We start from the raw sequence: 16,134 nt of genomic DNA, 5'->3' as shown, positions 1-16,134 counted from the left end.
AACTCTGTACTGAGACTCCCGGACAACTACTAATGACGATTAAAAATGTGATTTGCGATATTGACGGCGTGTTAATGCATGACAACACCGCCGTTAAAGGTGCCAAAGAGTTCTTACATGGGTTACTGGAGAAAGAGATCCCACTGGTGGTTCTGACCAATTACCCGTCACAGACGGAACAGGACCTGGCAAATCGTTTCGCCTCGGCTGGAATTAACCTGCCGGAATCAGTATTTTATACTTCTGCAATGGCGACAGCCGACTTTCTGCAACGGCAGCAAGGAAAAAAGGCCTATGTAATTGGCGAAGGCGCTTTGATCCATGAACTGTATAAAGCCGGTTTCACCATTACCGATATCAATCCTGATTTTGTCATAGTCGGAGAAACACGGTCTTTTAACTGGGAAATGATGCACAAAGCAGCATTTTTTGTCGCCGGCGGAGCACGGTTTATTGCCACAAACCCCGATTCCCATGGCCGGGGATATGTGCCGGCTTGTGGTGCATTATGTGCAGGTATTGAACGAATTTCTGGCCGCAGCCCGTTTGTGGTGGGTAAACCGAGCCCGTATATCATGAGAGCTGCGCTGAATAAAATGCATGCTCACTCCGAAGATACAGTCATTATTGGAGACAATCTGCGCACCGATATTCTGGCCGGATTTCAGGCGGGTTTAAAAACAATTCTGGTATTGTCGGGCGTATCTCAGGCGACAGATGTCAATAATATGCCGTTCCGCCCGGACTGGATTTTCCCGTCTGTTGCCGATATAGATCTGTTCTGAACATAGTTTTTACTGATAACTGGCGGCCTGGCGGCCGCAGTCAGACATCTCTGCCGGTGGCTCATCACCGGCAAACTGGCCCTCTACAGACCAGATCCCTAGTCTGTTACCTGATAAATCATAAAGATTAAAAAACAACCACACAGCCAGTTTCATTGAATATAATTTAAAAAAACACCATAAAAAATGAACAAACATCAAAGTTTAAGGCTGGCGTGCGATTATTTTCAATTTCATGGCTAAATATCTTGCAATGGTTAGGGGAAATAGCGCATTTTCTTATACATCGCGCCCGGACAGGCAGCTGTAAGACACGATTTTTTGTATAAACAATATTACCGTATGTGAACTCAGGAGTAGATTATGTGTTCGATTTTTGGGGTTCTGGATCTGAAAACTGATCCCGTTGAATTGCGTAAAAAAGCGCTGGAACTTTCCCGTCTGATGCGCCACCGTGGCCCGGACTGGTCAGGTATTTATGCCGATGATAAGGCGATTCTGGCTCATGAGCGCTTATCAATTGTTGACGTCAATAACGGAGCGCAACCACTGTACAATGCTGCCGGAACTCATGTTCTGGCCGTTAACGGTGAAATCTATAACCACCGTGCATTACGTGCAGAACTGGGTGACCGTTACCAGTTCCAGACCGATTCTGACTGTGAAGTCATTCTGGCATTGTACCAGGAAAAAGGTATCGATTTCCTGGATGAGCTGCAGGGAATGTTCGCTTTTATCCTGTACGACAAAGAGAAAAACAGCTGGCTGATCGGCCGTGATCATATCGGCATTATTCCTCTGTACATTGGCTATGATGAGCACGGTAACCTGTTTGCCGCCTCTGAAATGAAAGCCCTGGTTCCGGTATGTCGTACTATCAGTGAATTCCCTCCTGGAAGCTATATGTCCAGCACCGACGGGGAAATCCATCAGTACTACAAACGTGACTGGATGGAATACGAAAATGTTGCCAACAACCAGACCGATGCAGCAGCACTGAAAGAAGCACTGGAAGAGTCAGTAAAAAGCCACCTGATGTCAGATGTTCCTTATGGTGTGTTACTGTCGGGCGGTCTTGATTCTTCTATCATTTCAGCAGTTACCAAACGTTTTGCTGCTAAACGTATTGAAGATCAGGATAAAAGTGATGCCTGGTGGCCTCAACTGCACTCATTTGCGGTTGGCCTGAAAGGTGCTCCGGATCTGAAAGCAGCCAAAGAAGTGGCAGATTCACTGGGTACAGTACACCATGAAATCCACTTTACTGAGCAGGAAGGTCTGGATGCCATCCGTGACGTTATCTATCACATTGAAACTTATGATGTAACGACTATCCGTGCATCAACGCCAATGTATCTGATGTCACGTAAGATCAAGGCAATGGGCATCAAGATGGTCCTGTCTGGCGAAGGCGCTGATGAAGTGTTTGGCGGTTATCTGTATTTCCATAAAGCGCCGAATGCTAAAGAGTTCCATGAAGAAAACGTGCGTAAACTGGCTGCCCTGCACATGTACGATTGCGCCAGAGCGAACAAAGCAATGTCTGCCTGGGGTGTTGAAGCCAGGGTCCCATTCCTGGATAAAAACTTCCTGGATGTGGCAATGCGTATCAACCCTGAAGATAAGATGTGTGGCAGTAACGGCAAGATGGAAAAACACATCCTGCGCGAATGTTTCTCCTCTTATCTGCCACACAGCGTAGCATGGCGCCAGAAAGAGCAGTTTTCTGACGGCGTAGGTTACAGCTGGATTGATACCCTGAAAGAAGTTGCAGCAAAACAGGTTACTGATCAGCAACTGGAGATGGCACACTTCCGTTTCCCGTACAACACGCCAACTTCTAAGGAAGCGTTCCTGTACCGTGAGATTTTTGAAGAACTGTTCCCGGTGGCCAGTGCTGCAGAATGTGTCCCTGGCGGCCCGTCAGTGGCTTGTTCTTCAGCGAAAGCCATTGAGTGGGACGAAGCGTTCAAAACTATGGACGACCCATCAGGCCGTGCGGTAGGCGTCCACCAGGCTGCTTACTAAGCCCTGTAATCTGCTTTACTCTCAGGCCGCGCTTGTCGCGGCCTTTTTTATGGCTTTTTGTCACCTGCACCGCTAATTTACAACGCCCCTCCCTTTACGGCTTTTACCTGCAACGTATTGAATCCCTTTTACTCCTGTGATGCCTTACCGGCATAAATCCCCTCTTCTCACGGTGAAGAAGCAGCACAAAGCGATTAACAATTCGCCATAATGGTTATTCACCAGTCAAACAAACCCATTCTGGCAAAAAACGTCAAAAAATTTGTTGACGATCATGGGTCAACTCCGCATAATGCGCCCCGCAACGCCGATGAAGGTAACGCGAAAAAAAACATGGCTACGTAGCTCAGTTGGTTAGAGCACATCACTCATAATGATGGGGTCACAGGTTCGAATCCCGTCGTAGCCACCAGTTTTTGCGGGAGTGGCGAAATTGGTAGACGCACCAGATTTAGGTTCTGGCGCCGCAAGGTGTGCGAGTTCAAGTCTCGCCTCCCGCACCATTTCACGTTATCTTTAAAGTTTAGCAGGTGGGATATCGCCAAGCGGTAAGGCACCGGTTTTTGATACCGGCATTCCCTGGTTCGAATCCAGGTATCCCAGCCAAATTTGATGTGCTTTGAGTTCCCTAAATCGAAGATGGGATATCGCCAAGCGGTAAGGCACCGGTTTTTGATACCGGCATTCCCTGGTTCGAATCCAGGTATCCCAGCCACATTGAATAGCAGTATTATGGCTACGTAGCTCAGCTGGTTAGAGCACATCACTCATAATGATGGGGTCACAGGTTCAAATCCCGTCGTAGCCACCAGACACTATTGGGGTGTCGCCAAGCGGTAAGGCACTGGTTTCTGATACCAGCATTCCGGGGTTCGAATCCCTGCACCCCAGCCAATTTTATAATTAAAAAAGCACCGAATGGGGTGTCGCCAAGCGGTAAGGCACTGGTTTCTGATACCAGCATTCCGGGGTTCGAATCCCTGCACCCCAGCCATTTTTGAAAGCTCACTTAGGTGGGCTTTTTTCTTTTGTGCCTCCGTATCAGCATCTCACTCCCCTGCTGTCAGGATTTTCCGGCCACCAGCTATTCTCCCGGCCAGAAGCCCACGCTGCCCGTGTACAGCACTGAATGAGACGTAAAAAAAAACGACCCGAAGGTTAATGCCGGTCACTTAAGGTGACCGGCATTGTTTTTAAAGGGATATTTCGACCTTTTCTCCCTCACTTCTCTCACATATTCCCGTTCTCGTCGTGGTGGCAGTTTCAGCATCCCGGCATTACTGTAAAAGTGTTTAAGGTGACCCGGGATGACTCCCGGTGAAGCCCACGGCAGACCGATCAGTAGCCGTAATATCTCTGATACTGCACCGCTGAAGCTCAACTGGTAAGGCAGGTAATTTCCTTTCAGGCTGAACGCCATTTTAATCATCTGGTAACGCACCAGGTTATACGTCAGCAGTATTCCCCATAGCTCCTGCTTCACCAGATCGGGCAACCGGCTTCTCAGCGTCCAGCGGTTTCCCAGTAAAAACTGCTTTGCCTCACGATATCCCAGCTCGATTTCCCAGCGATGCTTATAAAGTTCTGCCACGTCAGTCGCCGGATAACGCATCGCATCTGTCATGGAAGTGACTACCTGCCGTTCCGTCCCGTTCACTTTCCGCCTGATTAGCCTCACTATGAGTTCTTCCGGCAGGCCTTTCCATTGCTTTCTGGCCTGAGGCGTGGTTTTCAGTCGTATCAGTTCGTCCTGCCTGCCGAGCTTTCGTACCACTTCATACTGAGTGTTCTTTTTCAGCGGCGTTAGCCAGTGGCGATTTTCACCTGCATTATGCCAGTCATGTAACAACCCTAAAGAGTAAAAGCCCTTATCAAACAGCGTAATACTGTTATCCGGTGCATTTTCTGCCAGCTGAGCGGCCAGCCGCATTTCGTTGATATCGTAGCGACCTGACACACTTGCACGCAGCAGATGGCTGCTGAGTTCCATCAGACACACCATACGAACCTGAGGATAACCGCGTTCACCATGCTGATTAGATGCTTTGCCGAAGGCCTCTGCATTTTCAGGAGTGTCCTGGGTATGCCAGACAACGCCATCAACAGCATTAAGCGTCAACCCGTGCCAGAGGGGATGTCTGGCTTCTTCGTGCCAGTGTTGTTGAGTGAGATCAAACAGGACCCGGATGGCATCTTCGCCCAGTGTTTTTCGGCGGGCAATCACAGAGCTGGGTGCGGTAAATGACCGTCCGGTCCGGTCAACAATATCCATCAAATTCACGATATGGCTCATGGGCTTATTGTTGAATATGGCCATACCGATAACCAGCCAGACCATCGACTCAAGGGGAAGTTTACGCTTACGCAGCGTGACGGTATCAGTGAGGGAAAACGCCTGTCGGATGAGGTCAGGAGAGAGCAGGTCAGAGAGGCTTTGTACTTCTTCGGGAGCAGTGAGATTAATAATGCCGAGAGCTTGCGAAAGTTCCATTTAAAAAGGGTCCATGTCTGCACATGAACCCTTTTTACACCAACCACCGGATCGGTCAAATGATCCTTAAACGATCGGCATTAACCCGAAGGTCGTTTTAATTTTTGCTCAGCTGGCGGATGTTGTCATATCACGGCGTTGTCTATAATCCGAGAGCATAGCTGAGTGCTTTTTTCTTCAACCACCCACCACGCTGGGCAGCCATCAGCCCAAGATTCCTTGCCAGCATTAACGGATGGCTCTGATTACTGAATGCCAGGTAGAACAAATCCATCCCGTTTTGCATCAGCAGATTGTCTTTATAACGTTGGCGCTGATAGCGTTTCAGTACCGGCATTTGCCACCATTCGCTGCCGGTACGTTTTGCACCGGCCAATATATCAATCAGTGCATCAACGTCCCGGTAGCCAAGGTTAACGCCCTGCCCGGCTAAAGGGTTAATGGTATGAGCAGCATCTCCCACCAGGGCAAGTCCCGGACGAACATACTGACTGGCATGCCGACGGGTCAGCGGAAATGCGCCCGCAGACAGTACCCTGACCTTACCCAGTCGCGACGGAAAATGGCGGGTAACTTCTTCGGTCAGTTGTTCCGGTGTCAGTTTAACTAACTGACGAATACGTGGAACACTGTCGTACCAGACCAGAGAAGCAAAATTATCATACAGTGGAAGAAAGGCACGTGGCCCCTGAGGAGTGAACTGTTGCCAGGTGCTGTCACCGGGCGAATCCTCGCATTCCACTGAAATCAACATGCAGGATTGTGAATAATCCCAGCCACTGACGCCAATCCCGGCCAGGCGACGAACCTGAGAATTGGCTCCGTCAGCCCCGGTCCATAACCGGGTCGAAATCTGCTGTTGATTATCGAGAGTCAGATTCCAGTACTCATCCTGATATTCCGCAGCAGAGACAGATGCCGGACAAATTACCGTGATGCCCTGTGCCTGCATTTTTTCCCACAATGCCCATTGCAGGACGCTGTTTTCCACCATAAAGCCTAATTCAGGCAAACCAAGGGAGGCCGCGTCAAATACAGCATGGGCATTCTGCCATTCCCAGGTTTCCAGACGACGATAAGCTGCACAGCGCATCGCTACGATAGCATCCCAGACGTCAAGTTCTTTCAACAGAGCCACTGATGCGGCACCTATGGCTGAAATCCGCACATCCGGCGATCTTAGGGGATCAAAAGGGCGTGGCTGCTGATGTTCGATAACCGCCACTCTGAAGTGATGTCTGGCCAGTCCACAGGCCAGCGCGGCACCCACCATGCCTGCTCCGGTGATCACCACGTCAAACTGCTGTTGCTGCATGTTATTATCCTTCCTGAGACAGATACCCGCTGATGCCCGGGTAACGTTACTCACGACAGTGTACCGGAAAATTCTATGACAATCAGAAAAGCCGCTACACTGGTCACAACAGCAGCAAAGCATTACAATGTGTCGCCTGCACATCCTTGCACTGAATTAATGGCCAGTTTGATGACAAAAAAATTGCATATTAAGACCTGGGGCTGCCAGATGAATGAATACGATTCATCTAAAATGTCAGACCTGTTGAACACTACTCATGGCTTCACGCTGACCGAAAATGCGGAAGAAGCCGACGTATTGTTGCTCAATACCTGTTCCATCAGGGAAAAGGCCCAGGAGAAAGTGTTCCACCAGCTGGGACGCTGGAGAATACTGAAAGAAAAGAATCCGGACCTGATTATCGGGGTTGGCGGTTGCGTTGCTTCCCAGGAAGGTGACCATATTCGCCAGCGTGCCCACTATGTGGATATCGTGTTTGGTCCACAGACCCTGCACCGCCTGCCGGAAATGATTAACAGCGTTCGCGGTGACCGCAGTCCGGTGGTTGATATCAGTTTCCCGGAAATCGAAAAATTCGACCGTTTGCCTGAACCCCGGGCGGATGGTCCGACCGCTTTCGTTTCAATTATGGAAGGCTGCAATAAGTATTGTACTTTCTGCGTGGTGCCTTACACCCGTGGTGAAGAAGTCAGCCGTCCAAGTGACGATATCCTGTTCGAAATTGCCCAACTGGCTGCTCAGGGAGTGCGTGAAGTCAATCTGCTGGGCCAGAACGTTAACGCCTATCGTGGTGAGAATTTTGACGGTTCAGAGTGCAGTTTTGCTGACTTACTGCGTTTAGTGGCAGCTATTGATGGCATCGACCGTATTCGCTTTACCACCAGCCATCCTATTGAATTTACCGATGACATCATCGAGGTGTATCGCGATACACCAGAACTGGTCAGTTTCCTGCATTTGCCGGTACAAAGCGGTGCAGACCGTATCCTGACACTGATGAAACGCGCCCATACCGCGCTGGAATTTAAAGCCATCATCCGCAAACTGCGGCTGGCTCGTCCGGATATTCAGATAAGCTCTGATTTCATCGTCGGTTTTCCGGGTGAAACCAACGAAGATTTTGAAAAGACTATGAAACTGATCGCTGATGTTAATTTTGACATGAGCTTCAGTTTTATTTACTCAGCACGTCCGGGTACCCCGGCGGCTGATTTGCCTGATGATGTCAGCGAAGAAGAGAAAAAACAGCGTCTGTGGATATTGCAGGAGCGGGTTAACCAGCAAGCCATGGCCTGGAGCCGTCGGATGCTGGGAACCGTTCAGCGTGTACTGGTAGAAGGCACATCCCGTAAGAATCTGATGGAACTGTCAGGGCGCACCGAAAATAACCGCGTGGTTAACTTCGAAGGAACTCCGGAAATGATCGGTAAGTTTGTTGATGTCGAAATTGTCGATGTTTATCCGAACTCACTGCGCGGCGTGGTAGTACTGACCGAAAAAGATATGGGGCTGCGTGTCACAGAATCACCGGCTTCTGTTATTGCCCGTACCCGCAAAGAGAATGAATCCGGCGTTGGTGTCTGGCAACCCTGATTAGCATATCTGTTGCGGCAGCACTCTGTTGCCGCAAATTTGCCTGCCCGGGGCTGGAATTTCCCGATACAGCCCCGATATCTTGTTATACCATTGCATCTCTCGTAAACAGCATAAATACTCTGTTATGTCTCCTTTCTCTGAAGGAACATTCGTTGCTGATTAACCGGCCCTGAGCGACCCATAGGATTACTTTGAATATCGAAACCCGCGAAATTGCCCTCGAACCCGCAGACAACCAACGTCTGCTCAGTCTGACCGGCCCTTTTGACGATAATCTGAAACATCTGGAGCGTCGACTGGGGATAGAAATTAACCGTCGTGATAACCGTTTTACACTGTCCGGAAAACCTCTGTGTGTCGATGCTGCAGAACATATTCTGAAGACACTGTATGTGGATACCGCTCCGGTACGTGGCCAGAATAAGGATATCGACCCGGAAGATATCCATCTGGCTATCAAAGAGAGTCGCGTTCTGGAACAGACTGCTGAAAGCGTGCCGGACTATGGTAAAGCGGTCAATATTCAGACCCGACGCGGAGTTATTAAACCGCGTACCCCAAATCAGGCAAGTTATATTGCCAATATTCTGGATCATGATATTACCTTTGGTATTGGTCCGGCCGGTACCGGTAAAACTTACCTGGCGGTGGCCGCAGCCGTAGATGCCCTGGAACGTCAGGAGATTCGCCGCATTCTGCTGACCCGTCCGGCAGTGGAAGCCGGGGAGAAACTGGGCTTTTTACCAGGTGACCTTAGTCAAAAAGTAGACCCTTATCTGCGCCCGCTTTACGATGCATTGTTCGAAATGCTCGGTTTTGAACGGGTTGAAAAACTGATTGAGCGTAATGTTATCGAGGTTGCTCCACTGGCTTATATGCGCGGACGAACTCTTAACGACGCCTTTATCATCCTGGATGAAAGTCAGAACACCACCATCGAGCAGATGAAAATGTTTCTGACCCGTATTGGCTTTAACTCTAAAGCGGTAATCACCGGGGATGTAACACAAATCGACTTACCAAGAAACGCCCGTTCCGGACTGAAACATGCGATTGAAGTGCTGTCCGGGGTTGAAGAACTCAGTTTTAATTTTTTCCACAGCGAAGATGTGGTCCGCCATCCTGTTGTTGCACGGATTGTGGTGGCCTATGAAGCCTGGGAAGAAGCAGACCAGAAACGCCGTGAGCGTCTGGCTGAAGAGCGCAAACGTGATGCGCTGTCCCCCCCTCAGGAGAATGTATGAGCAGTACCGTAACACTGGATTTGCAGAATGCCTGTGAAAATCCGCAGGGATTACCCGATGAAGCCTCATTTATGCGCTGGCTGACCGCCGCTGTTTCTCTGTTTCAGCCGGAGAGTGAAGTCACTATCCGGCTGGTGGATGAAGCCGAGAGCCATGAACTGAACCGGACCTATCGGGGGATGGATAAACCGACTAATGTATTGTCGTTCCCGTTTGAGGCACCACCTGGTATTGAAGATCTGCCATTGCTTGGCGACCTGATTATCTGCCGGCAGGTTGTGGAACGTGAAGCCGCTGAACAACAGAAGTTACCGGAGGCCCACTGGGCACATATGGTCGTGCATGGAACCCTGCATCTGTTAGGCTATGACCACATCGAAGATGAAGAAGCCGAAGAGATGGAAGGGATCGAAACTGAGATAATGCTTGCTATGGGCTATCCTGACCCGTACATTTCCGAGAAAGACATCGATTGATGACCGGTGAATCCCGGACCCCTGCTGTCAGTGTCGTTTCCTGACAGCGTATAATTCAAATACAGTGAGTACTAAATAAATACGCCATGAGCGATGACCATTCACAAAACAGCGACACCCCCGGTAGTAAAAAGGGATTCTTCTCATTACTGATTAATCAACTGTTCCACGGCGAACCACAGAACCGTGATGAATTACTGGAACTCATCCGTGATTCTGAACAGAAAGAACTGATTGACCAGGATACCCGCGATATGATGGAAGGCGTGATGGAAATCGCCGAACAGCGGGTACGAGATATTATGATCCCCCGCTCCCAGATGATCACCCTGAAAAAAGATCAGACACTCGAAGAGTGCCTGGATGTGATTATTGAGTCCGCACACTCCCGGTTTCCTGTGATCAGTGAAGATAAAGATCATGTGGAAGGTATACTGATGGCCAAAGATTTACTGCCGTTTATGCGCAGTAGCTCTGCTCCGTTCAGTATCGCTGATGTCCTGCGCCCTGTGGTGGTGGTGCCGGAGAGCAAACGTGTTGATCGTATGCTTAAAGAGTTTCGGTCACAGCGCTACCATATGGCGATTGTCATCGACGAATTTGGTGGTGTATCAGGACTGGTGACTATCGAAGATATTCTTGAGCTGATCGTCGGCGAAATTGAAGATGAGTACGACGAAGAGAACGACAGCGATATCCGCCAGCTCAGCCGCCATACCTATTCCTTACGTGCACTGACCCCGATAGAAGACTTCAACGAGCTGTTTGGTACCAGCTTCAGTGATGAAGAAGTCGATACCATCGGTGGTCTGGTGATGCAAAGCTTTGGCCACCTGCCGGCCAGAGGGGAAAGTATCACCCTTGATGGTTATCAGTTTAAAGTTGCCATGGCTGACCGACGCCGGATCCTCCAGGTCCATGTTAAAATTCCTGACGATGCCACTACACCTCAACCTGAAGACGAATAACAGCCTATGACGGCACTGAATCAGTTACTCCGGCAACAGAAAATACGCCTGTTGCTGGCTTTACTTACGGGTGCCGTTGGCACCCTGGCGTTTTCTCCTTATGATTTCTGGCCTGCCGCCCTGTTATCCCTGACGGGATTACAGGCGTTAACTCTGAAACGCACTACCCCTCAGGCGTTGGCTATTGGCTTTGTCTGGGGAATGGGCCTGTTTGGTTCAGGCGTTAACTGGGTATACGTCAGTATCGCGACCTTTGGTGGTATGCCGGGCCCGGTCAATGTATTCCTGGTGGTGTTACTAGCCGCCTGGTTATCACTGTTTCCGATGTTTTTCAGCGCCCTGTTAAACCGCTTTTGGCCAGCAGCAACTCTGACCCGACTGATTCTTGCTGCCCCTGCATTGTGGCAGACTACTGAATTTTTACGTGGCTGGATACTGACCGGATTTCCCTGGCTACAATTTGGTTACAGCCAGATCAATGGCCCACTGAAAGGCCTGGCCCCTATTGCCGGAGTAGAGAGCATCACGCTGGTATTAATGGTCGTCGCGGGGCTGATTACCTACAGTCTGGTACAGCGGAACCTTCGGGCATTACTGGTAGCCGTGGCCATCATTATTATCGGCTGGCCATTACGATATTTGCACTGGTACCAGCCGCAAAACGACCGCAAAGTTTCAGTTGCTCTGGTGCAGGGAAATATTCCGCAGTCAATGAAATGGGATCCTCAGCAGCTGCAGTCCACATTAAATACCTATCTGCGGCTGACCCGTCCGGTACTGGGTAACGCTAAAATTGTTATCTGGCCAGAGTCTGCCATCACCGATCTGGAAACCAATGAACAGCCTTTCCTGACTCAGTTAGATCAGGTACTGCGAAGTGAAGGCAGCACACTGGCGACCGGTATTGTTGATTCAAGATTGCAGGCAGATAACCGTTACCACGATTACAACAGCGTCGTGGTGTTAGGTAATCCACAGCCCTACAGTTATCAGAGTCAGAACCGTTATCAGAAAAATCACCTGGTACCCTTTGGCGAGTTTGTTCCTATGGCCAGCCTTCTCAGGCCACTGGCACCATTTTTTGACTTACCGATGTCCGGATTTAGCCGGGGCAAATATGTTCAGCCACCGTTAAACCTTGATGGTTATCAGCTGACTACTGCGATCTGTTACGAAATTGTCCTCGGTGAGCATGTCAGGGATAATTTCCGTCCCGATACCGATTTTCTGCTGACAGTGTCAAATGATGCATGGTTCGGTCACTCCATCGGTCCGTGGCAGCATCTGCAAATGGCAAGAATGCGTGCTCTGGAGCTTGGCAGGCCCCTGTTAAGAGATACCAATAACGGAGTCACTGCTATTGTCGATGCTCAGGGTGATATTACGCAGGAAATCCCTCAATTCCATGAAGGTGTATTGCAGGCTGAAGTAACCCCGACACGAGGAATCACTCCTTATGCCCGTAGTGGCAATCTGACCGTGTGGCTGCTATCGGCATTTGCCGTTGCTGGTGCACTGGTATTGCGTCGCCGTCGTTAAACTGTCTGCCGGAGCCTGACTCCGGCAGCTCTCCCCCCGGTTATGCCTTTCCGTTTCTGTTCTGAAATATCTGCCCTGAATTTTCAGCCCCCACGCCCATACCCGGTATGCCGCCATAAATTAATTGTTTTTATCCTTACCTATGGATGGCATACATATTGCTTAATTATTAGTGATGCTTAGAAACATACTGAAACAGCAGCCGGAAGCCTGAATCGCACCAATAAAGTGCAAATACCGACTCCTGTTGGTTAATTGCGCAAATTATTGTTCAGATTGCGTCCGTCGTCTCAGTTAAGAAACAAGAACGTTTCATTTCATTAACAATGAACTAAGGTAAAACTGTAACCAGTTACAGCAAACTCACCCAATCATCAATTTCTGCCTCCCGCAGGCTGAAAGCGGGAGACTAAAGGAGCACTGATATGAAATTACGGAAACTGGCCCTTGGCCTTGCGATCACTGGTGTTCTGTCTGGTGTGGTCTATGCCGAAGATGCCCCTTCAGCTCAGCCCTCCACGCTCGATAAAATTGCTAAAAACGGTGTCGTGGTAGTAGGCCATCGCGAGTCATCTGTGCCTTTCTCTTACTATGACAATCAGCAAAAAGTGGTGGGATATTCACAGGATTATTCCAACGCGATTGTCGAAGCAATTAAAAAGAAACTGAATAAGCCTGATCTGACGGTAAAAATGTTACCTATCACTTCACAGAACCGTATCCCGCTGCTGCAAAACGGTACCTATGATTTTGAATGTGGATCAACCACCAATAACCTCGAACGACAGAAGCAGGCCGATTTCTCAGACACCATTTTTGTGGTCGGCACACGCCTGCTGGTTAAAAAAGGCAGCCCGATTAAAGATTTCCCGGATCTGAAAGGCAAAACCGTGGTTGTGACTTCCGGAACCACTTCAGAAATTCTGCTGAATAAACTCAATGACGATAAAAAAATGGGTATGAGAATCATCAGCGCCAAAGATCATGGTGATTCTTTCCGTACTCTGGAAACCGGCCGGGCCGTCGCTTTTATGATGGATGACGCGTTACTTGCCGGTGAACGAGCCAAAGCTAAAAACCCTGCAGACTGGGTCATTGTGGGTACCCCACAATCTCATGAAGCCTACGGTTGTATGTTACGCAAAAATGATCCGGACTTTAAACAGCTGATGGACAGCACCATTGCTCAGGCGCAGACCTCCGGGGAAGCTGCCAAATGGTATGAGCGCTGGTTCAAACAGCCTATTCCGCCAAAAAATATGATCATGAACTTCGATATGTCAGAGGATATGAAAGCGTTATTCAAATCACCTAATGACAAAGCACTTAACTAACCACAACCCTAACAGCAAGACAGTGCCTCAGGCATAACGGAGGCTTCTGACGCTACCGCATACGCAGCATTCTGGCGGGTGGTAGCGTCATTGCGGCTGAGTTCGTCAGCCTTCAGGGTAGCCTTGCTATCCTTTTTACCGGGAGTTGATTATGGGCACAAACTGGAACTGGGGGATATTTTTTGAACAGGCCCCGTTCGGCAATACCACTTATCTGGGTTGGTTATGGTCCGGTTTCCAGGTCACGATTGCAGTCTCGTTGTGCGCATGGGTGGTCGCTTTTCTGGTCGGTTCGCTGTTTGGAATTTTGCGTACCTTACCGAATCGCTTTTTGTCAGCCATCGGTGCCTGCTATGTCGAGCTGTTTCGTAATATTCCACTGATTGTACAGTTTTTCTTCTGGTATCTGGTCGCCCCGGAACTGGTAGGGGAAAACCTCGGGATGTGGTTTAAATCTGAACTTGATCCAAATATTCAGTTCTTCGTCTGTTCCGTTATTTGCCTGGGATTATTCACCGCTGCTCGTGTGTGTGAACAAGTGAGAACGGCTATCCAGTCACTGCCCCGTGGTCAGAAAAATGCCAGTATGGCACTCGGTATGACACTGCCACAGTGCTACCGTTATGTGTTATTGCCTAATGCTTACCGGATCATCGTTCCGCCGATGACGTCAGAAATGCTCAATCTGGTGAAAAACTCAGCCATCGCCTCGACAATTGGCCTGGTCGATATGGCGGCCCAGGCAGGTAAATTGCTTGACTACTCTGCCCATGCCTACGAGTCATTCACTGCCATTACTGTGGCTTATATCATTATCAATGCTGCCATCATGCTGGTCATGAGTCTGCTGGAACGCAAACTGCGCTTACCTGGCCATATAGGGAGTAAATAATGTATTCATTTGACTGGAGCTCAATTCCGCCAAGCCTGCCATTCCTCGCCGACGGGATGATCGTTACTCTTAAAATCACAGTCTGCGCCATCGTCGTCGGCATTCTGTGGGGCACATTACTGGCAGTCATGCGTTTATCCGGCGTGGGGATCATCAGTTGGTTCGCCCGTCTGTATGTCAACCTGTTCAGGGCCGTACCGCTGGTCATGGTTTTGTTATGGTTTTATCTGATCGTTCCGGGTTTTCTGCAATCGGTATTAGGCCTGTCGCCAAAAACCGATATCCGGCTGATTTCTGCGATGGTGGCTTTTTCGCTGTTTGAGGCCGCCTACTATTCAGAGATTATCCGTGCAGGAATCCAGAGTATTGGTAAAGGCCAGTCTGGTGCAGCGCTGGCTTTGGGGATGACTCAGGGGCAGGCTATGCGGCTGGTGATTCTGCCACAGGCTTTCCGTGCCATGGTGCCATTACTCCTTACTCAGGGAATTGTGCTGTTTCAGGATACATCCCTGGTTTACGTCCTCAGCCTGGCTGACTTCTTCCGTACCGCCTCTACCATAGGCGACAGGGATGGTACCCAGGTAGAAATGATACTGTTTGCCGGCCTGGTCTATTTTGTTATCAGTCTGTGCATTTCACTGCTGGTCAGTTATATGAAAAAGAGAAGGACCGTCTGATGATAAACCTGAAAAATGTTTCTAAATGGTATGGCCACTTTCAGGTGCTGACAGACTGCACCACGGAAGTTAAAAAAGGTGAGGTTGTGGTGGTATGCGGCCCGTCGGGCTCAGGAAAATCAACACTGATCAAAACAGTGAATGGTCTGGAGCCGGTTCAGCAGGGAAGTATTCTGGTCAACGGTACCGAAGTTAATGACCGGAAAACTAACCTGGCAAAACTGCGTAGTAAGGTGGGGATGGTTTTCCAGCATTTTGAGTTATTCCCGCATCTGAGTATTGTCGATAATCTGACGCTGGCTCAGGTAAAAGTTCTGGGCAGAAATAAAGCAGAGGCCCGGGACAAGGGGCTGAAATTACTGGCCAGGGTTGGACTGGCAGCACATGCAGAGAAGTTTCCGGGGCAACTGTCTGGTGGTCAACAACAGAGGGTAGCAATAGCCAGAGCTCTCTGCATGGACCCTATCGCCATGTTGTTTGATGAGCCAACCTCGGCACTGGACCCGGAAATGATTAATGAAGTGCTGGATGTCATGGTAGAACTGGCAAATGAAGGCATGACAATGATGGTGGTTACCCACGAAATGGGCTTTGCCCGTAAGGTAGCAAACCGGGTCATCTTTATGGATGAAGGAAAAATTGTCGAGGATTCTGATAAGGATGCATTTTTTAATCATCCTGCTTCAGAACGTGCCAAAGATTTCCTGGCAAAAATTATTCATTAATCTTCACTTTTGGCATTTCACTGCGACGGCAGTGAAATGCCGCTATTTCCGGTATCGACCT

The 16,134-nt window shown here is 49.3% G+C and carries 13 protein-coding genes and 7 tRNA genes; 18 read left to right on the top strand and 2 right to left on the bottom strand.

Features of this window, described 5'->3' with window-relative positions:
* Window positions 1–32: 32 nt before the first annotated feature.
* The 9 genes from A7K98_RS06140 to A7K98_RS06095 all read left to right on the top strand — a co-directional run bounded on the left by A7K98_RS06140 (window position 33) and on the right by A7K98_RS06095 (window position 3,807).
* The gene (locus A7K98_RS06140) at window positions 33–785 is read left to right on the top strand and encodes an HAD-IIA family hydrolase (RefSeq protein WP_087487758.1); all 753 of its coding nucleotides are present in this window, start codon (window positions 33–35) and stop codon (window positions 783–785) included.
* Window positions 786–1,148: 363 nt separating this feature from the next.
* Entirely contained in the window at window positions 1,149–2,813 is a 1,665-nt protein-coding gene (asnB, locus tag A7K98_RS06130; RefSeq protein ID WP_087487756.1) for an asparagine synthase B, read from the top strand.
* 335 nt (window positions 2,814–3,148) lie between these two features.
* Window positions 3,149–3,225: transfer RNA gene (locus tag A7K98_RS06125), tRNA-Met, on the top strand.
* 6 nt (window positions 3,226–3,231) lie between these two features.
* Window positions 3,232–3,316 (top strand) — tRNA-Leu (locus A7K98_RS06120).
* 28 nt (window positions 3,317–3,344) lie between these two features.
* A tRNA-Gln gene (locus A7K98_RS06115) sits at window positions 3,345–3,419 on the top strand.
* A gap of 34 nt (window positions 3,420–3,453) precedes the next feature.
* Window positions 3,454–3,528 (top strand) — tRNA-Gln (locus tag A7K98_RS06110).
* 19 nt (window positions 3,529–3,547) lie between these two features.
* A tRNA-Met gene (locus A7K98_RS06105) sits at window positions 3,548–3,624 on the top strand.
* A gap of 8 nt (window positions 3,625–3,632) precedes the next feature.
* Window positions 3,633–3,707, top strand: a tRNA-Gln gene (locus A7K98_RS06100).
* Window positions 3,708–3,732: 25 nt separating this feature from the next.
* Window positions 3,733–3,807, top strand: a tRNA-Gln gene (locus A7K98_RS06095).
* A 174-nt stretch (window positions 3,808–3,981) separates the two neighbouring features.
* Here the strand turns inward: A7K98_RS06095 and A7K98_RS06090 are convergent.
* Complete coding sequence (locus A7K98_RS06090) at window positions 3,982–5,304, bottom strand: IS4 family transposase (RefSeq protein ID WP_087487620.1); 1,323 nt, start codon at window positions 5,302–5,304, stop codon at window positions 3,982–3,984.
* Between the two features lie 142 nt (window positions 5,305–5,446).
* Window positions 5,447–6,619, bottom strand: a complete 1,173-nt coding sequence (ubiF, locus tag A7K98_RS06085; protein WP_087487755.1) for a 3-demethoxyubiquinol 3-hydroxylase — start codon at window positions 6,617–6,619, stop codon at window positions 5,447–5,449.
* A gap of 171 nt (window positions 6,620–6,790) precedes the next feature.
* Between ubiF and miaB the strand changes: the two genes are divergently transcribed.
* The 9 genes from miaB to A7K98_RS06040 all read left to right on the top strand — a co-directional run bounded on the left by miaB (window position 6,791) and on the right by A7K98_RS06040 (window position 16,073).
* Window positions 6,791–8,215: a tRNA (N6-isopentenyl adenosine(37)-C2)-methylthiotransferase MiaB gene (gene miaB, locus A7K98_RS06080; protein ID WP_087490386.1), complete on the top strand. Its 1,425-nt coding sequence runs from the start codon at window positions 6,791–6,793 to the stop codon at window positions 8,213–8,215.
* Window positions 8,216–8,409: 194 nt separating this feature from the next.
* Complete coding sequence (locus A7K98_RS06075; protein WP_038019106.1) at window positions 8,410–9,462, top strand: PhoH family protein; 1,053 nt, start codon at window positions 8,410–8,412, stop codon at window positions 9,460–9,462.
* Complete coding sequence (gene ybeY / locus A7K98_RS06070) at window positions 9,459–9,938, top strand: rRNA maturation RNase YbeY (RefSeq protein WP_087487754.1); 480 nt, start codon at window positions 9,459–9,461, stop codon at window positions 9,936–9,938. The genes A7K98_RS06075 and ybeY overlap by 4 nt, the downstream gene beginning before the upstream one ends.
* An 86-nt stretch (window positions 9,939–10,024) precedes the next feature.
* Entirely contained in the window at window positions 10,025–10,906 is an 882-nt protein-coding gene (corC, locus tag A7K98_RS06065; protein WP_087487753.1) for a CNNM family magnesium/cobalt transport protein CorC, read from the top strand.
* A gap of 6 nt (window positions 10,907–10,912) precedes the next feature.
* Window positions 10,913–12,445 (top strand): apolipoprotein N-acyltransferase, encoded by a 1,533-nt coding sequence (gene lnt / locus A7K98_RS06060; protein ID WP_087487752.1) that lies wholly within the window; start codon window positions 10,913–10,915, stop codon window positions 12,443–12,445.
* Window positions 12,446–12,870: 425 nt separating this feature from the next.
* Window positions 12,871–13,779, top strand: a complete 909-nt coding sequence (locus A7K98_RS06055) for an amino acid ABC transporter substrate-binding protein (protein WP_087487751.1) — start codon at window positions 12,871–12,873, stop codon at window positions 13,777–13,779.
* Between the two features lie 151 nt (window positions 13,780–13,930).
* Entirely contained in the window at window positions 13,931–14,671 is a 741-nt protein-coding gene (locus A7K98_RS06050) for an amino acid ABC transporter permease (RefSeq protein ID WP_087487750.1), read from the top strand.
* Entirely contained in the window at window positions 14,671–15,348 is a 678-nt protein-coding gene (gene gltK / locus A7K98_RS06045; RefSeq protein ID WP_087487749.1) for a glutamate/aspartate ABC transporter permease GltK, read from the top strand. Before A7K98_RS06050 ends, gltK begins: the two co-directional genes overlap by 1 nt.
* The gene (locus A7K98_RS06040) at window positions 15,348–16,073 is read left to right on the top strand and encodes an amino acid ABC transporter ATP-binding protein (protein WP_087487748.1); all 726 of its coding nucleotides are present in this window, start codon (window positions 15,348–15,350) and stop codon (window positions 16,071–16,073) included. Before gltK ends, A7K98_RS06040 begins: the two co-directional genes overlap by 1 nt.
* The last annotated feature ends 61 nt before the right edge of the window (window positions 16,074–16,134 follow it).

The organism is Tatumella citrea, from assembly GCF_002163585.1.
Classification (GTDB): Bacteria; Pseudomonadota; Gammaproteobacteria; order Enterobacterales; family Enterobacteriaceae; genus Tatumella; species Tatumella citrea.
The sequence above is the reverse complement of the archived record's forward strand: the minus strand, read 5'-3'. Positions and strand labels throughout refer to the sequence as shown.

Excerpts from the sequence above, each read along its gene's own strand:
- A7K98_RS06140 (WP_087487758.1), top strand. The coding sequence starts at position 33 with ATGACGATTAAAAATGTGATTTGCGATATTGACGGCGTGTTAATGCAT.
- asnB (WP_087487756.1), top strand. The coding sequence starts at position 1,149 with ATGTGTTCGATTTTTGGGGTTCTGGATCTGAAAACTGATCCCGTTGAA.
- A7K98_RS06090 (WP_087487620.1), bottom strand. The coding sequence starts at position 5,304 with ATGGAACTTTCGCAAGCTCTCGGCATTATTAATCTCACTGCTCCCGAA.
- ubiF (WP_087487755.1), bottom strand. The coding sequence starts at position 6,619 with ATGCAGCAACAGCAGTTTGACGTGGTGATCACCGGAGCAGGCATGGTG.
- miaB (WP_087490386.1), top strand. The coding sequence starts at position 6,791 with ATGACAAAAAAATTGCATATTAAGACCTGGGGCTGCCAGATGAATGAA.
- ybeY (WP_087487754.1), top strand. The coding sequence starts at position 9,459 with ATGAGCAGTACCGTAACACTGGATTTGCAGAATGCCTGTGAAAATCCG.
- corC (WP_087487753.1), top strand. The coding sequence starts at position 10,025 with ATGAGCGATGACCATTCACAAAACAGCGACACCCCCGGTAGTAAAAAG.
- lnt (WP_087487752.1), top strand. The coding sequence starts at position 10,913 with ATGACGGCACTGAATCAGTTACTCCGGCAACAGAAAATACGCCTGTTG.
- A7K98_RS06055 (WP_087487751.1), top strand. The coding sequence starts at position 12,871 with ATGAAATTACGGAAACTGGCCCTTGGCCTTGCGATCACTGGTGTTCTG.
- A7K98_RS06050 (WP_087487750.1), top strand. The coding sequence starts at position 13,931 with ATGGGCACAAACTGGAACTGGGGGATATTTTTTGAACAGGCCCCGTTC.
- gltK (WP_087487749.1), top strand. The coding sequence starts at position 14,671 with ATGTATTCATTTGACTGGAGCTCAATTCCGCCAAGCCTGCCATTCCTC.
- A7K98_RS06040 (WP_087487748.1), top strand. The coding sequence starts at position 15,348 with ATGATAAACCTGAAAAATGTTTCTAAATGGTATGGCCACTTTCAGGTG.